Source organism: Paenibacillus xylanilyticus (assembly GCF_013359935.1).
GTDB classification, from domain to species: domain Bacteria; phylum Bacillota; class Bacilli; order Paenibacillales; family Paenibacillaceae; genus Paenibacillus; species Paenibacillus xylanilyticus.
Genome location: NZ_JABMCB010000121.1, coordinates 14,007 through 29,058, shown reverse-complemented (window position 1 = coordinate 29,058; position 15,052 = coordinate 14,007). Strand labels below are relative to the sequence as shown.

Sequence of the window (15,052 nt, the reverse complement as noted above, 5' to 3'; positions counted from 1 at the left end):
ATTATTGTCCTCCGTTCATTGCTGTGATATAGCTAGGCACTTCACTTTTAGTAATTGGGGTGACTTCAGGGCCTTGAGCGCTTCCAGCTCGACTATTTTTAACGATCTGCACGTCAGCAGCCAGTGAGTTCATTTGCTCGGTCAATGGTTCAAGGGCTTTAGCAATAGCATCGGTCACGGCATCTGTTTGGGGATCTGTTCCGATGCCTGCATCAGGTGTTCCAGCATCAGGAGTACCTTCACCCTCCTGCTTTTTCAATTCTGTAATCTCGTTGGTCAGGTCCGTCACTTGCTTGGCAATAGGTGCAACTGCTGCCTGAACGGCCTTTGCAATATCTTCTGGTTTCAAATCTTCTTCCTCCTCTTGCTCCTCATCATCTGCAGGAGCATTCTTGTTTTTTAATTCGGTCAATGTAGCAATAGCATCATCAATGTGCTTGAGATTGCCCGCCGAAATCTTCTTACCAGCTTTGGCGATCTGCTCGGGCGGAGTTCCAATAGCCTTAACAATGTCCTCCTGGACCAAAACCTCCTGAGCAATATCAACGAAATCCTGCAATGCATCACGAATGATATCGGGGTCTGTCTCCATCCCGGATTCCCAGGAGTCCCAACGAAACAAGACATCATTCAAAGCGTCTTGTGCTGCCCAGAACTCACGTTTCTTGCGGTTCTTGTTGTACTTGTCAGCCACAATACCTTTGACGATCGGCGATAAGGCTGCATTGATAGTTTTTTTGATGTTCTGCAGGAGTCCTTTGGAGACATCCTCTTCACCCTCAACCTCTTCTCGCTTCCCAACGCCCCACATACTGAATCCGGTGATTTCACCCTTTTGGATGTCTTCCCAGGTATCGTCATCTGTGACTTTCACGCCGGCAACCCATGACCCTTTGGCAATCACTTGATCACCAATCTCCATATCACACGGAGCAATATAGGATTCGACCACATAGCCCTTGTCAGCGTCCAGATCATGCTGCTTATCAATGTTGTAGGTGTGTTGATTCTCCATGAACAAGTGAGCTGCCTTTTCAATTTCTACAGCATCCATCATGTCACCATGGGCATCCTCAACATCAGGTTGGTACACAACACCGATAACAATATGTTTCGTGTCGTCCACCTTTGCGATTTGGACCTGCTTCTGAATGGCGTTTTTGCCTGCTGCCTTGATAATGGCAAACGGTACACCGTTGGCACCCTTATCCACGAGCGACAAGTGCGTAATTTTGGCGTCTATCATTTTGAATGGCATTTTTTCTTTCACCTCCTTCCAGGAATAATTGCATGGTTAATAGGCATGACCACAACAGCACCATACCAACGCTTCTCATATTCAATTCACCTCGCTTAATCAAGTACCAGCTGCATTGTGCAACGGCAATTTATGATTTCTTCAGGATCACCTGCAGGATCCCCAGGGTACATCAGCTTGCTTTTGCCTACTTTAAACGGCTGATCCAGATCTACGACCTGGCCATTCGCTTTCCGATGGGTTTTCCTCGTTCTTGTACCTGCAGCAGAGCGCCATTTCTTCCCCTTGGCAATCTCTGACTGCTTCCATCCTTCTAACTTGCCGCCATTGGCCGCGGCTGTGCTCATGGTCCGGGAAACACGTTGTGCTCGTTGCATTGAAAAAGGACCGTCTTCACCTGTAGCGGCGATGGCACTGATCTCTTGGACCAACAAAGCACGTTCTGAAGGTGTATTCCCTTCCTCGATCGCCTTCTCAAAACTACGAAGGAGCGTATCGGTTGAAGATTGGTTCATGTCCGGTACCAGGCTGCGGATCTCCTTCACAAATTCCTTAGCTGCTTCGTTCCCTGTGTTCCAGATCTTCTCATCGTCAAGTTCCAGCAGCTCCGACTCCCCGGCCAGGTCAAATAGAGGTTCAAAAGCTTCTTGGACTGCCTCTTCGAACAGGTCAGAGAAGACATCCGATGTGTGCAAAGCAAGAAGAACGTTCCCCAGCTCACCAATATCCCCCAATGCATCCTCACTTAATTCAGCTATTGCATCCTGAAGTGCCTTTCCTTGAAGCTCAAGGATCTCCATGATCCGGTCTTCGCCCTGCTTGTACAACTCTTCAAGCAATTTGCGCTCCACATATGTCAGCTCAAGGCTATCCAGGAATTCATCGTCATCTGCTTTGGCTATGAGTTCCCAGCAGGCTTCACACATGGACGCCCACCTCGGCCGATCCCTTTCGCAATAGGCGCTTGGCGATGATCGAAACTCGTTCCTGTAGGTCGTCTGTATCCCCCGGTCCCTCTGGATCAAGAAGTGCCGGTTGGCTTCCTGCTAATTGAGCAATTGGGGTATCCAGATACTCCTTGCTGAACTTGTTTTCATCGATCGTTGTTCCAAGGATTTCTTCTGCAATTGGGATTAAGTCACGTACAAGCATAATTCCGCGATCAGCAATGAATTCTAGCATAGCTTTGCGGTCTTCAGGATCAATGATTTTCGGTCCTCTCAACGTGGCCTTAACTCGATGTATACCCATGTCTGGAAAAAGACGATTATTGAATATTTCATCCATAATCCATTGTCTATAAGGCTGAAATACTTGTTCTTCAGCAAAAAGCAGAGCAGCATTTGCTGTTGCTCGGTTATAGTCGGAACTTTGTCCAACAAGTATCGGCGGAAGCCGAAAAGCAGACAAGATATCAGACTTCTTCTCTTTTCCGTAGTCCAAAAATAATGCATCTTGCTGTAGGAGGTCGTTCAGTTTATCCAATTTGATTTGTGATTTCTCACGATTCTCATCAAGCGGACCACCGATCTCATCCCCTTCAACTTCCAGATAGAGAATGCCATCCTGCGAATCTTGCCCCTTTGCTTCTTTAAGAAGTTCAATGGATCTCTTCGTCAAACGTCCGTTGATCACAGTTAATATCATCTTTAGCATTCGGCCGTTTGAAAAATAACTCAGATTCAATTCTTCCGCTCGCCGACTGCCAAGTATTCCAGGAGTATTACCAAACCAACGAGGTTCGCCATAAGCACCGTCAGTACCATGTCGTAGATGAATGATCTCGGTTGAGATCCCCTCAATTTTCGTGCCGAATGGTCGAAACCAGGTAATTTTACTCCCGCGTTTTTGTGCATACTTTCTTACATATGATTGTTGAGTAAATGTTTCTACTTTGCCTTTGATCATTCGCTGGTATCGAACTTCAACCCTGTCATGCTCAGGTGTACAACGAACATTCATAGGTGGAATCCGGTACAACGCTGGGAAGTCACTGCCGTGGCCTCGGGCAACTTCAAGATAAGCATTGCCACAGTCCTCCAAGTCAGTGATTAAGTCTTCAATAATGGTATCAGTGGACTTTTCAAGGTTTGCTGTTTTGAGAAACTTATCTGCAGCATCCCATTCATGTTGAGCTGTTTGATCTGATTCACCGACTACATATTCCAATGCAATTCCATACCCTGCGATATTACGCTTGTAAGCGTCAATGCATTGAGGGATGATATTACTTTCCTTTACAATCGCCTTGCAGCTCGCAGGATCGCCACCCTTTGTGTAAGCAATCAGATTATCCGGTGTATAGTTGTCCGTAAACAAGTCTGGGAGACGCTCACTTGAAGGGACCTCAGCTTTTGCAATTGTAACTGGAATGAATGTAGGTCCACTGGTATCTTCAAGTACGCTCATTAAATCCACCCCACTCCCTCGTCATGTCGTTTTCTTCGTTCCTCCTTGCGTGCTTTAGACTGTTGAATTAGGTAATCCGTATGAATACCGTATCTCCGAGCATCACAAGTATGGTCATTTTGCTTTATCGGTTTGTCTTCGCCCCGTTGTGCTGCTTTCTCGTCCCAAATGTAAGAAACCAACTCTTTGAGGGAGTTGGTATTATCGGCGCAAATATACAATTCATCATGTTGGAAGCGATTGGACACCGTTTGAATGCCATCCAGCACATCATTGACTGCAGCCTGGATATGATTGATCCCCCGCTGTTGTAGCTCAATAATGAATGCTTTAGCAGAAGGGTCAATGAATATCGCATATTCATCCCCATCAACAAATGCCTGAAGCTCATCAGCATATTCACTATTCGTCCGTTCGCCAAGTTTCTTGATGTCATGGTAATATTCATCCAGTTCATAATACACATTGCCCTGGACCCCGTACTTTAGGAAGGTAGTCGGGTTATTGGCCCCGTAGTCTATACAGATGAACTTGCGATCAAATTGTGCAGGGAACCACTCTCGCGGTTTTTTATGAATAGCATCGTTGAACTTGGAGAAGATGACACCTTCGGCCATAACCCACAATCCTAAGATAAACCGTTGATAGAAGATCCCTGTGTACATACGACGGTACCGATCACGGACCTTCTCCGATAGGGAAAGGTTATCCTCCATCATGAAGTGAAGATGTATGGCACGCTTACCCGCTAGATTATCCAACCACTCTACTTTGAACCAGTGATAAGGTCCTGCAGGGTTGCAGTTGAACCATATCTTGGCCGCTTCAATTGAACAACGAGCAGTAGCTTGGTCAACAAATGACTTAGGCATGAGAGCAACTTCATCAAAGAACATGCCTGCCAAGGTAATCCCTTGAATCAGATCCTGAGAACGTTCGTCCTTACCCCCGAAGAGGAAAAACTGATTGCTTACAAGCCCACGAGAAACTGTTAGGACATTATCTGTCTTGTTGTCATGTACCTGGTACCCACGGCTGGCAAGCATCCGTTTAAGTGGGCCAACAACGTTACGACGTAACGCACCTATTGTTTTCCCTGCCATTCCAAACTGTTCGCTGCGGAACGTTTCCGTTGCCCAAACAATGTATGAGAAAGACATGGCCACGGTCTTGCCGGCACGAACCGATCCGTCACAAATGATGGCATCCATATCGTGATGAGGGCTTTCAGGCATCCACCACGTTAGTACTTGGACCTGCTTATCAGAGAACGGCTTCCACTTAAATGGAGAAGGTTTAAGCTTCAGAGTTGCCATCTTTAGTCCACACCTCCGCAGCTCGTCCCCTCAATGCATCGATAAAGCCATCGTCCTCAACCTCATCAGGTTCAGCGCCGCCACGTTTGATCATCAGCTCGTGCTTCAGCATCTCGATTCGGACCCGCTTCTCTTCATCTTGAAGTCGCGCCTTCATTTCAATAGCCTTTAGTTTCTGGGTCTGTACACGGGTCAATGCTTCTTCAAGGGATATTATGTCGTCAATCTGGCGATAGGTCTTTTCCTCGACCTCCGATTCCACCAGTTCTGTTCGTGTGACAGGAATGGTTTTGGTCTTCCCTGACATCTCATCATGAACCGTCATGGCCTCTTTAATAGATTTGAGCTCATACAACACACGTCGTTCTCTTTCAGTCAGGCCATCAGTCAAACGTTTGATTCGAAGCAACATTCGACGTTCGCGGATCTCAAATTTCATGATGGCTTCATCAGCCTGCAGAATCGGATCAGTATCAATCAGATAGATGAGATCCAGCTCGTCCTCTTCCAAGGCGTCAAGCCAAATGGTTTCATATTCACCTGTCGTTACGGCTTTCTTGTTCCCATATGGTCCACCGTTGCCGCCTTTGTTCCCGACAGCACGTTTATTCCCCGGCGGTGCTCCCCCACGATTCCCAACAGCGTTCTTGTTACCTTTAGGTGGGCCCCTTCGTTTGGTAACGTTACTATTGGATTCATTGGTAACGTTACTATTCAATTCAGCCGCCCAACCATCCTGAGACTTCCACTTTCTAACCTGAGTCTCACCAATAGAAAGAGCTGCGGCGATGTCTTTTAGCTTCATCACCCCGCCGCTCTCCAGCCACATCAGTTTTGCCTTGTCCCGTTCAGGACTTCTCTCTCTGGCCATCTACATTCATCACCACCCCCAACAATCCTTGTCTGAATTACAGATCATCCTGCTGAAGCTTAATATCCAATTCGATGAGGCGTTCCAGATCCTGAACGGTCTGCATCTTTATATGTCCAGCCTGCAGGTCTTTCACCCACTGGGCAATGGCAGCCTTAACGATTTTGCGGTACTGCTCCTTGGATTCCAGAATCCCTTCCATCACCGCGAGCTCGTGCTGCAATAAATCTTCATCTTTTGTTCTCATGTGGTTCCCTCGGCTTTCCTGTATGATGGAATGCGAGATAGCGGATGTCTGCATAAATGCCGCGCGCGGCGGGCCGCTATCTCAGCCGGGGGATACCCTGGGTGATCAGGGAGACGTTCGAGCGTCTCCCTTTTTATTTGGGATAAGGTTTGTGCAATGGCATGATCTTGCGCCGCATCTTCTTGTTAAGCGGCATCAGGTACTTGTGTTTGCCTTCCGTGCGGTACAATTCGGCATTGGCATCAAGATTGTTCCTGATCCAATCGATCCGTTGACTGCCGGTACCGTACTTGGAATGAATCGATTTGGGATGAACCTTCTTCCCTTTAATGATGAAATAATGTTCACCATCTGTTTTACCCTCATAAATCCAGTTGGTCGCCTGATAAATCCCACCGTGATGCTTCTGTTCAACATCGGCATAACTGACGATCAACTCCACGTTGGGGGACTGGTCCTTCAAGAATCGAATTGCTTTGGCAAGGATCTCCGAAACAAACGACTTGTGTTTGGTCAATGCAACCCGTGTGAGCTCACAGCATTCACGTTGGGTCAGGCCGTAAGGAGACCCGATATTCTGAGTTGCCCCACGGCTGAATATAACAACACCGATAAACTGGCCATCTTCCCACGCCCCCACCTTCACCGATTTCCCTGCGGGCAAGCTCCGACTGTAGTGGAAGTTCTCGCAAGCAAACTTTGCGGCTGCATGTGTGGCCCAATCCACCTTTAAATCAATCATGTTCAAATTCCTCCCCGCAGTGCGGACAAGTCACAAGCTTTGAACTCAATACCCCCAAATCCCCTTGGTCTTCGGAAGTCCCTGCTTCAAAATTCGGGATCTCAATATCCCCAAGCATTTGTTTCAAGTCCACATCATCAAACCCGGACAAGGAAATGTCCACCCCGTCCTGTTGCAGTTCAACAAGCAACTGCGATAGAGCATCTTCATCCCAGTCGCCTGATACTTTGTTCAAAGCAATGTTCAGGAGCCGTTCCTGCTGATCGTCCAGATCCACAACAGAAACCTGCAGCTCAGTATGGCCATGCTCATTGACCAGGATCTTATACCGTTGATGGCCACCGACCATGTTCCCGGTGCGTTCATTCCAGACAATCGGCTCCACGTAACCGAATTCCTCGATGCTACGCTTCAGCTTTTCATACTCTGGATCTCCTGGCTGAAGGTCCACTCGGGGGTTATATGCTGCTGCATTAATCTGATCGATTGGCACGATTCTGATGTTCATCTTCATCACCTCGAAAATTTTTAGTAATTAAGTGCGCACCTAACGCGATGGATATAACGACTCTTATAGTGAGAGGGTCAAAATGTTGTCTCAGAGAATTCACCCTCAGGACACCCCAACTATTTGATACCAAGCAGCGATAGTTACTCCAGCTAGACACAGAGAAAGGAGTGAATGCAAATGACTACAGCCGCCGTGCTGTTCCTCGCCATCTTTATCATCGGGTTGAATCACAAGAAGTAATCCATCTCAACAAACGAAAGGAGGCCCCGCCATAATGCAACGAGAACCCCCTAATTGAGTTGAGTTGGTTTCCACGTTTGGGTGACCATCAGATTCGTTCATACGCTCACTCAGATGCTGTTCTCCGCTCGTCTATGGAATGATTCCTGTAAACGGACATTCTCATATAAACAGGCTCAGAACAGCGCACATTCAATCATATGAGAGCAAAAGAAAAAGCACCCCGAAGGATGCCTTGCTGCTTATTTGCTAAAGTAGAATTTCCACAAGTGCTGTCCACTCATATGCTCAAAGCAGCCAACAGCTAAAATCAAATCAGCCGTGTGATCATCGAACTTAAACTTAATTGGCCCTTTAAGCCTTCCTCCAGAGATTTCGAATTCATCCACCTTGAATTCAACTTGGGCATCAAAGCTATCAATGACTGCATTAGTGTGGATGCGAGTGACTTCAACTTTTGCATGCTTCAATAATTCGAACCTTGGTAGTACGAAGAATTGAAATCTAATCATTTCATTTACTCGTGCCTTAATCATGGTAATCATCGACATCGACAATGAATTTTTTCGTGGATCTACTAAATCACCACGATAAATTCCTCCATCGACTACAGTAACCACACCATCGAATTTCCTTCCTTGCTCAGCATCCAGTCCTTGGATTGTTGCCGCGTACCCTCCTTCTACTTCAACAATATTGATTACTTGCAATTCATGACGAACATTCATGTTCTATCTCTCCTTTAGTTTGATAGAACTATCTCAACCTTTACTTTTTCAGATGTCAACAACTATTTCACACATTTTGGTCTACTACAGAACTGTTTCACTCCATCCCATTTACCCCATACGCAACCTTTGCACTTCTCTGGCTGCTCTCTGGGTCGGATCCGTCTCTTCTTCCTTCGTCTACTGACCACTTCAATTCCTCCAATGAAAAAAAGCCGATCCAGTGAAGGAACGACTTTGGCTTTGATATGTACGATTTTGGCTATTTGAATTACGGTTTCTGTCTATAAAATGACGGTTTTGGCGATTCATATGACGCTTTAAAAGAATGGCGTCCGTACCGTCCGCAGCAAATGCGCTGCGCTCTTTGCTTTAAAAGCATACGTACTTTGTTACTATAGAGGAAGAACAAGACCATTTTACTGATGATGCGAAATCTGGGTCAAGAATCATAAAACGGGTGAGCCCTGATCATGCAGAACTAACCCGTCGATTCCTCTTATTTCCTCGCTAAATCACATTTACTCTAAAATGTTCTCGGCAACCAAGATTTGAAGTGCTCTCCATAGAAATGAAACGAGCAGCTCCCCATCCTCTGATTCAATTACCTTCCGATCATCAAAGATCAATAACCAGCTGCCTTTCATATCTCGAAGATCAACTGACTGGTGAACACCAAGTATCTGAATTAATGTTCCTGCTGAGAATAATGGTAATGTTTCATCCACATTGATTGTTTTACCGTCGTTATAGTAAAGCACTGATCTATTTTCTGGATCAACATTTTCAATGATATGGACTTTATTCGGATCACTCTTTATAAAAAAGAAGTCTCCGGCACTAGGATCATAGCCTATCTCTGAAAGAACGTGGTTCAATGTTTCCGGTTCAAGGCTGCTTATCTCTTCAACAGTCGTAATGTCGCGCTTGTACTTCATTCTGGCATCTCTCCCTTGGTGTGATATGTCTTAATTCGACACCAGGGAGAAATTACCTTCATGCAGATCACCGTTTACTGTCTATCCTCATTCTTTCTGCTAAAATGGAGTTTGCGCACACCATTTCAAAAAGAGAGGAAGTTTTAGATGTATAATGCGGAAGATTTTTTGCCTAAGAGGAAAAATGATCTTATTGGTGATATTGCTCTTGCATCCCTGAGAGACCCTAAACTGGCAGATAATCAATACGATATCCTGATGGCCCAAATTAAAGCATTTGAAGATGAATTGAATGAGAGTGAAGAGATAGCTATACAACTCGCATCATTCGGTCAATCCGTTTTAATGAATGTCACAGAAATCGGATTTCATAATCCATCCTTGATGTTCTTCTATGGGCACGTTAACGGTCAATGGTCTCAATTGGTGCAGCATGTCAGTCAATTAAGTTTCTTGATTACAGTTGTCCCAAAATCAGACCCTAATCGTCCAGCACGAAGAATTGGATTCATTCCTGAATCCGAGACTCCGCACGAGGATTAATTGGAACCTTCTTATTAATCATTTGTTTATTGTATGAATTGATTGCAGTGGAAATGGCGTTATTTAATATTTCATAATAAAGTTCTTTAGTTTCTGGCTCCTGAAGTTTTTGGACAAACTTCTCAAGGCTCTCTGCAGCTCCCTCATGCGGAGCAATATTGATATTTATCATTATTGGTGTTTTTTGATCCGTAGCCGTCGTTCCCGCGGCGGCTTTCAAATCCAAACCACAGACTTTGCAAAAGTTATCGGTTAGGGCAACTTCGTTGTTATCACATCGTGAACACTGATCCATCAGTTTACTCCTCCCTCCAAAGTAAAACTTTCCTTGCTACCGCATCATGCCGAGTACTGTCTCAACATGATCATCTCGTTAAAACCAACGGAATGATTACACCCTTGGTGGCCAGTTCCAATGTCCAGGTTTCGGAACCTCGGAGAACGGTACGTCTCTGTTAAAGTGGAAGCCTGTCGGATTAAGAACTGTCATATGCACAATGCCTGTATCCTCATTAACAACCTCAGTAATGATCGCTGCGCTCGGTTCACTTTTATACTCGCCGCCTGGGGTACCATAGCGTTGATAATGTACTGTACGTCCGATTGATGGTTTCATATGTGAATCCCTCCAGTTATTTAATGTTGACCACGCGCTGCATGTGCTGTGCCGTGCGGCTTACTGGTCGTATATTGATTGGAATAGAAAAAGACGAGAAGAGGAACGCCCCAGTCATATGCCGCGTTTTGCGGCTGTGCGTTTCATTCTCGCCCGATTTCCACATTACAAATATACCAGGGAAAAATGGTCAAGTGGTGTTCATAATACCTCTAAATTCACCGCTTTCCCCCACTTTGTCGTCAGAATTGTTGCTTGATGTAATCATAGAATCCAGTTAGCTTTAACGAGTTAGCAATAGACTTGATTCCGGCCTCGATGCGGCGGTCCACGGTACTGGCTGCCACACCTTTTCTCATAAAGAGAATTGTCTCCTTACGGGAGAATCCCTTAATGAAGCGAATATCAATTGCTTCCCGTTCTTCTGGATCCAGGATCTGTTTGTGAGCTCTTTCAATAAGAGCAGTGAAGATCTTATACTGCGAGTAGACCCATTGCTGTTTCTCTTGCAAGATTACCGCGTTCGCAGTCTTATCAGCGTGCAAATCTTCCTGATCGATACGTCGAGCTACTTCACCATCAACTGCAACCTGCGCCATTTCCTTTTGATGATTTTCAAAATCCTCCATGAACAAGCACATCATTTTATATTTATCGAGGTAGAATTCCGCTTGTTGGATCTCCTCTTTAGATGCCTTTGCAAAGAGTTCTGTTTGTTCCCAAAGTCCTCCCCATACCATAGCCATTCCCCTCATTCCCCTTTATCCTGTATAATGTCAAGAGGAATGAGGAAATATCAACCATCCTATCCCCCGCCTGGCCGCCAAGCTCGCGGGGGATATTTGTTATTCCGGAATGACTTTACTGCAGAACTGATCCCACTCCGCTTCACAGTCTTCAGCACTCCATCCACTTACCAGTTCTTCCGGATAACCGTATTCCAAAAGCAATGCTCTATGATCTCTTTGCAAACCTACCATTCACCTCCGCGTCTGCTGTACTTCTGGCTGCCGTTTAATTGCCTTGGTGCCGTTACACTCTTTGGTCCTTTGCTGGGACGTTCTGGTGGATGCTCAGCCCCAATTGCCTTCAGGTGTTGTTCTATCCGTTCCTTTGTCCACGTTTCCGTCTTCACGCTTCTGTAATCCATCAGCAGATCCTCCCCGTTTGAATACTTTCTTGCAGGTCAATCAGCAAAGCAGCTATTTCCGAATCATGTTGGTGATCGTTACCCTTTTCTTTAATCCATTTCAGGATGCCCGCCTGAGTCACAACCTTTGGTTGTTTACCTTTCTTCGTCAATGCCAAGGTACGAACACCACTAGATGACTGGGTTAAGTAACCCTTACGTATAAGTGAATTGACATGTGTATGAACAGTAGATGCTGAAGCCAGCATGATCCCTTCGGCAATTTCACGAATCGTTGGGCTGTACCCTTTCTCTTCGATGAATAACCTGACAAAATCATAGACATCCTGCTGCCGGCGCCGTAGTGGCTTTTCCAATGTTGTTTTTGTTGTCATCCTCGATCCCTCCAGGCTTGGATATCTCTTTTGACTTGTTCCACTGTTGCGATACCGTTTTTCAGTAAATACACTCGACTCTCGTAAGATTCAAATGTACGAAGGTGCATTGTCTCATGTCCTTCAAGATCATATAGAAGATTGATTTCGTCTTCTTTAAAACCCTGATCAACAAGAAACTGGTTATTTTTTCGCCGGACAGACTCCACAAAATTTAGTGCTTTTTGTATCTCATTTTGCGTTGGGGAGAATGTCTGTCTAAAGTTAATCAACATGGCAGTTTTTCATTAGATAAATCTAATAGATGTGGATTTTCATATATGTTGCCGATCACTTTAGTTCGATAACCCGCCACTTGCTTATAGGCTTTAACTACCTTTGTTTCATCAGTGTCCATTGAATAATGCAACGGATTCCTCAAACAGACTCCCCGAGAGGTTATGACCACCTCACCAATATGGTGACCGTCATACGATCCCTCTGTTCCTTCATGAACATTGCCGAATGAGACATGATACGTTTGTTCAGCAATATCCCTTTCATATATTGATGTTCCTGTTTGGTCCTTAACTCCAGTTGGCCACATCAATTCGAAATCACTCAGCCGGAGACGATGAAACCCTCTGCCTTCCATCTCCATGTACACGCCGATTACTTTCGTTTCAAAGTTGATGCTTTCTACGTGTTTTGGTTGGATCATGATGCTTAACGGTTTGTACCATGCTCGTGGTGCTTTTAATTCATTCATTCTGTTTCCCCCTCTCCTTCCTGACTCACTGCCAGTGCTTCACGCGCAATCGATATGGCATCAGTCCCTCTCCAATAAAGGTCGGTATGAATACCTGCTTTCACATGTGATATCTGGCTTAATGCATCTTTATAGCGTTTGTTTTCCTGCAGGAGCCGATCACGTTCAACAACTGCATGTTCCCAAGCTTCCATAATTTCGTCATAATGATCGTCAAACTCAGTCGTCAGCGGTGTACAACTCTCGTTCGGTCTTGCGAACAATACCAAATCCTCCTCTGCCCACAACAACTGTCCTCCACTTGGTAAATCAAAAATCTTATATCCGTTCACATCTCGTTTAATGCTCATGACTGTTCTTCCTCCCTTATATCGTTCAATTTCCATTCAAATAATTTTGCGAACAGGGTCATTCTCCGGTTCCAAGAATCGGCGGGCATGTCTTTCAACGAATCGTAGACAACCCGGTAATCAATTAGCGTACCCACGTGAAACCCTGGTACCGATCTTCGATCAGGTAAGCCCGGCCACGCGGTATGCGGATACCTGCTTCCACCCGTAATTTACCGAATTCCGTCTCAACCGATCCTTGTTCCACCAGTTCCGTACCAGCAGCCGCAACCATTTTGATTTTGTCGATATTGCAGCCGCTCTTGATCAGCGGGGCAAGTGCGCGATCGATCAACCGAATCGCCTTTGGTGAGATGGCCATCATACAATCTCTCCTTTATACCAGTTAGGCTGCTTCAGGATCTCATTGGCTTTAAGTAGCAGATCCTTATCAAACCATCCGAAGTGACATTCGTTGACGGGAATGCTCAATTTATAGGCGAGAATGCTATATGCCTGGCGACGTCTGACCTTCTTTCCCTTCCACGCCGGGTCAAACAGGGTATGACATTGCTTTTTCAGCTGCCGCAGTTCTTTGTTGGCCAAGCGACCCAAAGGGATATCCGTCCCAGTGTGGACGCCCACATAAGCGTCACAGCCGGTGCATTTATACACCCGGCCATTTCCATACTCCTTGCCGTAAATCACAGCGTTGCTGGTATAGATAACGTCACTACTGCAGTAAGAGCAAGTGACGGGAATTGGATAGCCGGCGATTCTCATTTTTTCTTACGCCTCCGATCTGATCGAATTCTTTTTTGTTACAAGACTTTCAACCAGTGGTGATTCTACTTCCAAAGCGTAAAACTTAGCAGGACAATAATGTTTGTATTCCTTATTCCAACCAACAGTGATTTCCTTGCCAATTGGGTGTTCAATCCCAGCGATATTCTTATCCACTCGTACTATCCAACCTAGCCAATTAGGGGATTTTCCTTTTTCGTCATGTAATATAGTTACAATGGCCCCATTGAAGGGTTCCTCGATAAGAATGTACTGTTTTCCTACTTCGATTTGATTCGCTTCAAGTTCCATTTAAATGCTCCCTTCGTAAAATTTAAGATCATATGTTCCGTTCCATGGGTGTAAGTAGTTACCCCGGCCAGCATTCGACCGGGGGTGCTGCAATATGAAAGTTGCTTAGACAGCTACGCCATCCTGGATCATTTTAGTGACACGCTTTTTGTATGCGCCGTATTTGGAACTGATCTGGCCGCTTGGAACATTGATCTCTTTGGAGATCTCCATCCACGTCTTACCCTCGTTCCGTTGTTGTAGTAGTGTAGGGAAATCCGCAGGAGCATCAGCGAGTTTGATGTCATCGAAGATTGGACGTTGGGAAAGAATGAACTTTTCAAGTTGTTCCTTATCGATCTCAGTTGCCACAACCTCTTTATCACCTGCAGGCAGCTGTTGTTCACCTTCTGAATCTTCAGAAGAGAAGTCCATTTCCTTTGATCCGGACTGATCAGCCCCGTCTTCGTTTATCCAGGCAGGAGTGCTGTCATCGTCGCCGTATGGATCGTTCGGATCGTTACCCGAATCATCGTCTCCTGTTGGTGGAACAGTTGGCTGACCGTCACCATCATCCGTTTCTTGACCGTCTCCAGTTGGTTGTTCTTGATCCATCGGCGGCTCAGCTGGTCCAAATAACTGAGCTTGATTCTCGTCATGCTCAGGTTCAGAACCCGGCTTTTCGATCTGTGTCACTACACCGGATGAATCAGTTGTTACGCGTCGGCCGCCATTCCAAGTGTTGTACATTGGATCGCGATCATCCTCGTCTTCGAAGTCGAACGCAGCCTGCGGATCTCCCAGATGAACCATAACGTCTTGCCCTTGGCTGTTGCTCAAGAATTCCAGGAATGGAACAGCCGATTTCAATGGGATTAGCAATTTCACCTCAACGTCAGAACCAATTTTGATACCCTTTGCTACCTCTGCTGTAAATTTCGCGAATTCAATTGTCATG

General features: G+C 45.6%; 23 protein-coding genes. 1 reads left to right on the top strand and 22 read right to left on the bottom strand.

All coding sequences use genetic code 11. The features are described 5' to 3' along the window. Position 1 precedes the first annotated feature (1 nt). The 10 genes from HP552_RS01800 to HP552_RS01755 form a co-directional block, all read right to left on the bottom strand. Positions 2 to 1,258, bottom strand: coding sequence for an XkdF-like putative serine protease domain-containing protein (locus HP552_RS01800; protein WP_175394000.1), 1,257 nt, complete (start codon positions 1,256 to 1,258; stop codon positions 2 to 4). Between the two features lie 95 nt (positions 1,259 to 1,353). Then, positions 1,354 to 2,184 carry a phage minor head protein gene (locus HP552_RS01795; RefSeq protein WP_175393999.1) on the bottom strand — a complete coding sequence of 277 codons (831 nt, stop codon included), beginning with the start codon at positions 2,182 to 2,184 and terminating at the stop codon, positions 1,354 to 1,356. After that, entirely contained in the window at positions 2,177 to 3,667 is a 1,491-nt protein-coding gene (locus HP552_RS01790) for a phage portal protein (RefSeq protein ID WP_175393998.1), read from the bottom strand. Before HP552_RS01790 ends, HP552_RS01795 begins: the two co-directional genes overlap by 8 nt. Beyond that, positions 3,667 to 4,983 carry a PBSX family phage terminase large subunit gene (locus HP552_RS01785; protein WP_175393997.1) on the bottom strand — a complete coding sequence of 439 codons (1,317 nt, stop codon included), beginning with the start codon at positions 4,981 to 4,983 and terminating at the stop codon, positions 3,667 to 3,669. Before HP552_RS01785 ends, HP552_RS01790 begins: the two co-directional genes overlap by 1 nt. Beyond that, positions 4,964 to 5,854 (bottom strand): phage terminase small subunit-related protein, encoded by an 891-nt coding sequence (locus HP552_RS01780; protein WP_175393996.1) that lies wholly within the window; start codon positions 5,852 to 5,854, stop codon positions 4,964 to 4,966. The genes HP552_RS01785 and HP552_RS01780 overlap by 20 nt, the downstream gene beginning before the upstream one ends. A gap of 37 nt (positions 5,855 to 5,891) precedes the next feature. Then, positions 5,892 to 6,101 (bottom strand): hypothetical protein, encoded by a 210-nt coding sequence (locus HP552_RS01775; protein ID WP_175393995.1) that lies wholly within the window; start codon positions 6,099 to 6,101, stop codon positions 5,892 to 5,894. Positions 6,102 to 6,234: 133 nt separating this feature from the next. Further along, a complete protein-coding gene (locus tag HP552_RS01770; RefSeq protein WP_175393994.1) occupies positions 6,235 to 6,843 on the bottom strand; it encodes a Mom family adenine methylcarbamoylation protein in 609 nt (202 codons plus the stop codon). Beyond that, positions 6,836 to 7,351, bottom strand: coding sequence for a ParB N-terminal domain-containing protein (locus HP552_RS01765; RefSeq protein ID WP_175393993.1), 516 nt, complete (start codon positions 7,349 to 7,351; stop codon positions 6,836 to 6,838). Before HP552_RS01765 ends, HP552_RS01770 begins: the two co-directional genes overlap by 8 nt. A gap of 485 nt (positions 7,352 to 7,836) precedes the next feature. Continuing rightward, positions 7,837 to 8,322, bottom strand: a complete 486-nt coding sequence (locus HP552_RS01760; protein ID WP_175393992.1) for a hypothetical protein — start codon at positions 8,320 to 8,322, stop codon at positions 7,837 to 7,839. A 521-nt stretch (positions 8,323 to 8,843) separates the two neighbouring features. Beyond that, positions 8,844 to 9,260 carry a hypothetical protein gene (locus HP552_RS01755; RefSeq protein WP_175393991.1) on the bottom strand — a complete coding sequence of 139 codons (417 nt, stop codon included), beginning with the start codon at positions 9,258 to 9,260 and terminating at the stop codon, positions 8,844 to 8,846. A gap of 147 nt (positions 9,261 to 9,407) precedes the next feature. Between HP552_RS01755 and HP552_RS01750 the strand changes: the two genes are divergently transcribed. Then, positions 9,408 to 9,803 (top strand): DUF6173 family protein, encoded by a 396-nt coding sequence (locus tag HP552_RS01750; protein ID WP_175393990.1) that lies wholly within the window; start codon positions 9,408 to 9,410, stop codon positions 9,801 to 9,803. On the opposite strand, the gene HP552_RS01745 is transcribed toward HP552_RS01750, so the two are convergent. The 12 genes from HP552_RS01745 to HP552_RS01695 form a co-directional block, all read right to left on the bottom strand. Next, a complete protein-coding gene (locus tag HP552_RS01745; protein ID WP_175393989.1) occupies positions 9,769 to 10,098 on the bottom strand; it encodes a hypothetical protein in 330 nt (109 codons plus the stop codon). The two genes, HP552_RS01750 and HP552_RS01745, sit on opposite strands and share 35 nt — an antisense overlap. Before the next feature lie 96 nt (positions 10,099 to 10,194). Continuing rightward, a complete protein-coding gene (locus HP552_RS01740; protein WP_175393988.1) occupies positions 10,195 to 10,419 on the bottom strand; it encodes a hypothetical protein in 225 nt (74 codons plus the stop codon). Positions 10,420 to 10,661: 242 nt separating this feature from the next. Beyond that, complete coding sequence (locus HP552_RS01735; RefSeq protein WP_175393987.1) at positions 10,662 to 11,165, bottom strand: hypothetical protein; 504 nt, start codon at positions 11,163 to 11,165, stop codon at positions 10,662 to 10,664. 99 nt (positions 11,166 to 11,264) lie between these two features. Further along, on the bottom strand, positions 11,265 to 11,390 hold the full coding sequence (locus HP552_RS35305) for a hypothetical protein (protein ID WP_281365995.1): 126 nt from the start codon (positions 11,388 to 11,390) through the stop codon (positions 11,265 to 11,267). Positions 11,391 to 11,392: 2 nt separating this feature from the next. Continuing rightward, positions 11,393 to 11,569 (bottom strand): hypothetical protein, encoded by a 177-nt coding sequence (locus HP552_RS01730; RefSeq protein ID WP_175393986.1) that lies wholly within the window; start codon positions 11,567 to 11,569, stop codon positions 11,393 to 11,395. After that, positions 11,569 to 11,943 (bottom strand): LexA family protein, encoded by a 375-nt coding sequence (locus HP552_RS01725; protein ID WP_175393985.1) that lies wholly within the window; start codon positions 11,941 to 11,943, stop codon positions 11,569 to 11,571. The genes HP552_RS01730 and HP552_RS01725 overlap by 1 nt, the downstream gene beginning before the upstream one ends. Positions 11,944 to 12,211: 268 nt before the next feature. Continuing rightward, positions 12,212 to 12,691 (bottom strand): YopX family protein, encoded by a 480-nt coding sequence (locus HP552_RS01720; RefSeq protein WP_175393984.1) that lies wholly within the window; start codon positions 12,689 to 12,691, stop codon positions 12,212 to 12,214. After that, positions 12,688 to 13,041 carry a hypothetical protein gene (locus HP552_RS01715; RefSeq protein ID WP_175393983.1) on the bottom strand — a complete coding sequence of 118 codons (354 nt, stop codon included), beginning with the start codon at positions 13,039 to 13,041 and terminating at the stop codon, positions 12,688 to 12,690. The genes HP552_RS01720 and HP552_RS01715 overlap by 4 nt, the downstream gene beginning before the upstream one ends. A 124-nt stretch (positions 13,042 to 13,165) precedes the next feature. Beyond that, the gene (locus HP552_RS01710) at positions 13,166 to 13,405 is read right to left on the bottom strand and encodes a hypothetical protein (RefSeq protein ID WP_175393982.1); all 240 of its coding nucleotides are present in this window, start codon (positions 13,403 to 13,405) and stop codon (positions 13,166 to 13,168) included. Next, the gene (locus tag HP552_RS01705) at positions 13,402 to 13,803 is read right to left on the bottom strand and encodes a zinc-finger-containing protein (protein WP_175393981.1); all 402 of its coding nucleotides are present in this window, start codon (positions 13,801 to 13,803) and stop codon (positions 13,402 to 13,404) included. Before HP552_RS01705 ends, HP552_RS01710 begins: the two co-directional genes overlap by 4 nt. 6 nt (positions 13,804 to 13,809) lie before the next feature. Next, on the bottom strand, positions 13,810 to 14,115 hold the full coding sequence (locus HP552_RS01700; protein ID WP_175393980.1) for a hypothetical protein: 306 nt from the start codon (positions 14,113 to 14,115) through the stop codon (positions 13,810 to 13,812). A 105-nt stretch (positions 14,116 to 14,220) separates the two neighbouring features. After that, complete coding sequence (locus HP552_RS01695; RefSeq protein WP_175393979.1) at positions 14,221 to 15,051, bottom strand: hypothetical protein; 831 nt, start codon at positions 15,049 to 15,051, stop codon at positions 14,221 to 14,223. Position 15,052 lies beyond the last annotated feature (1 nt).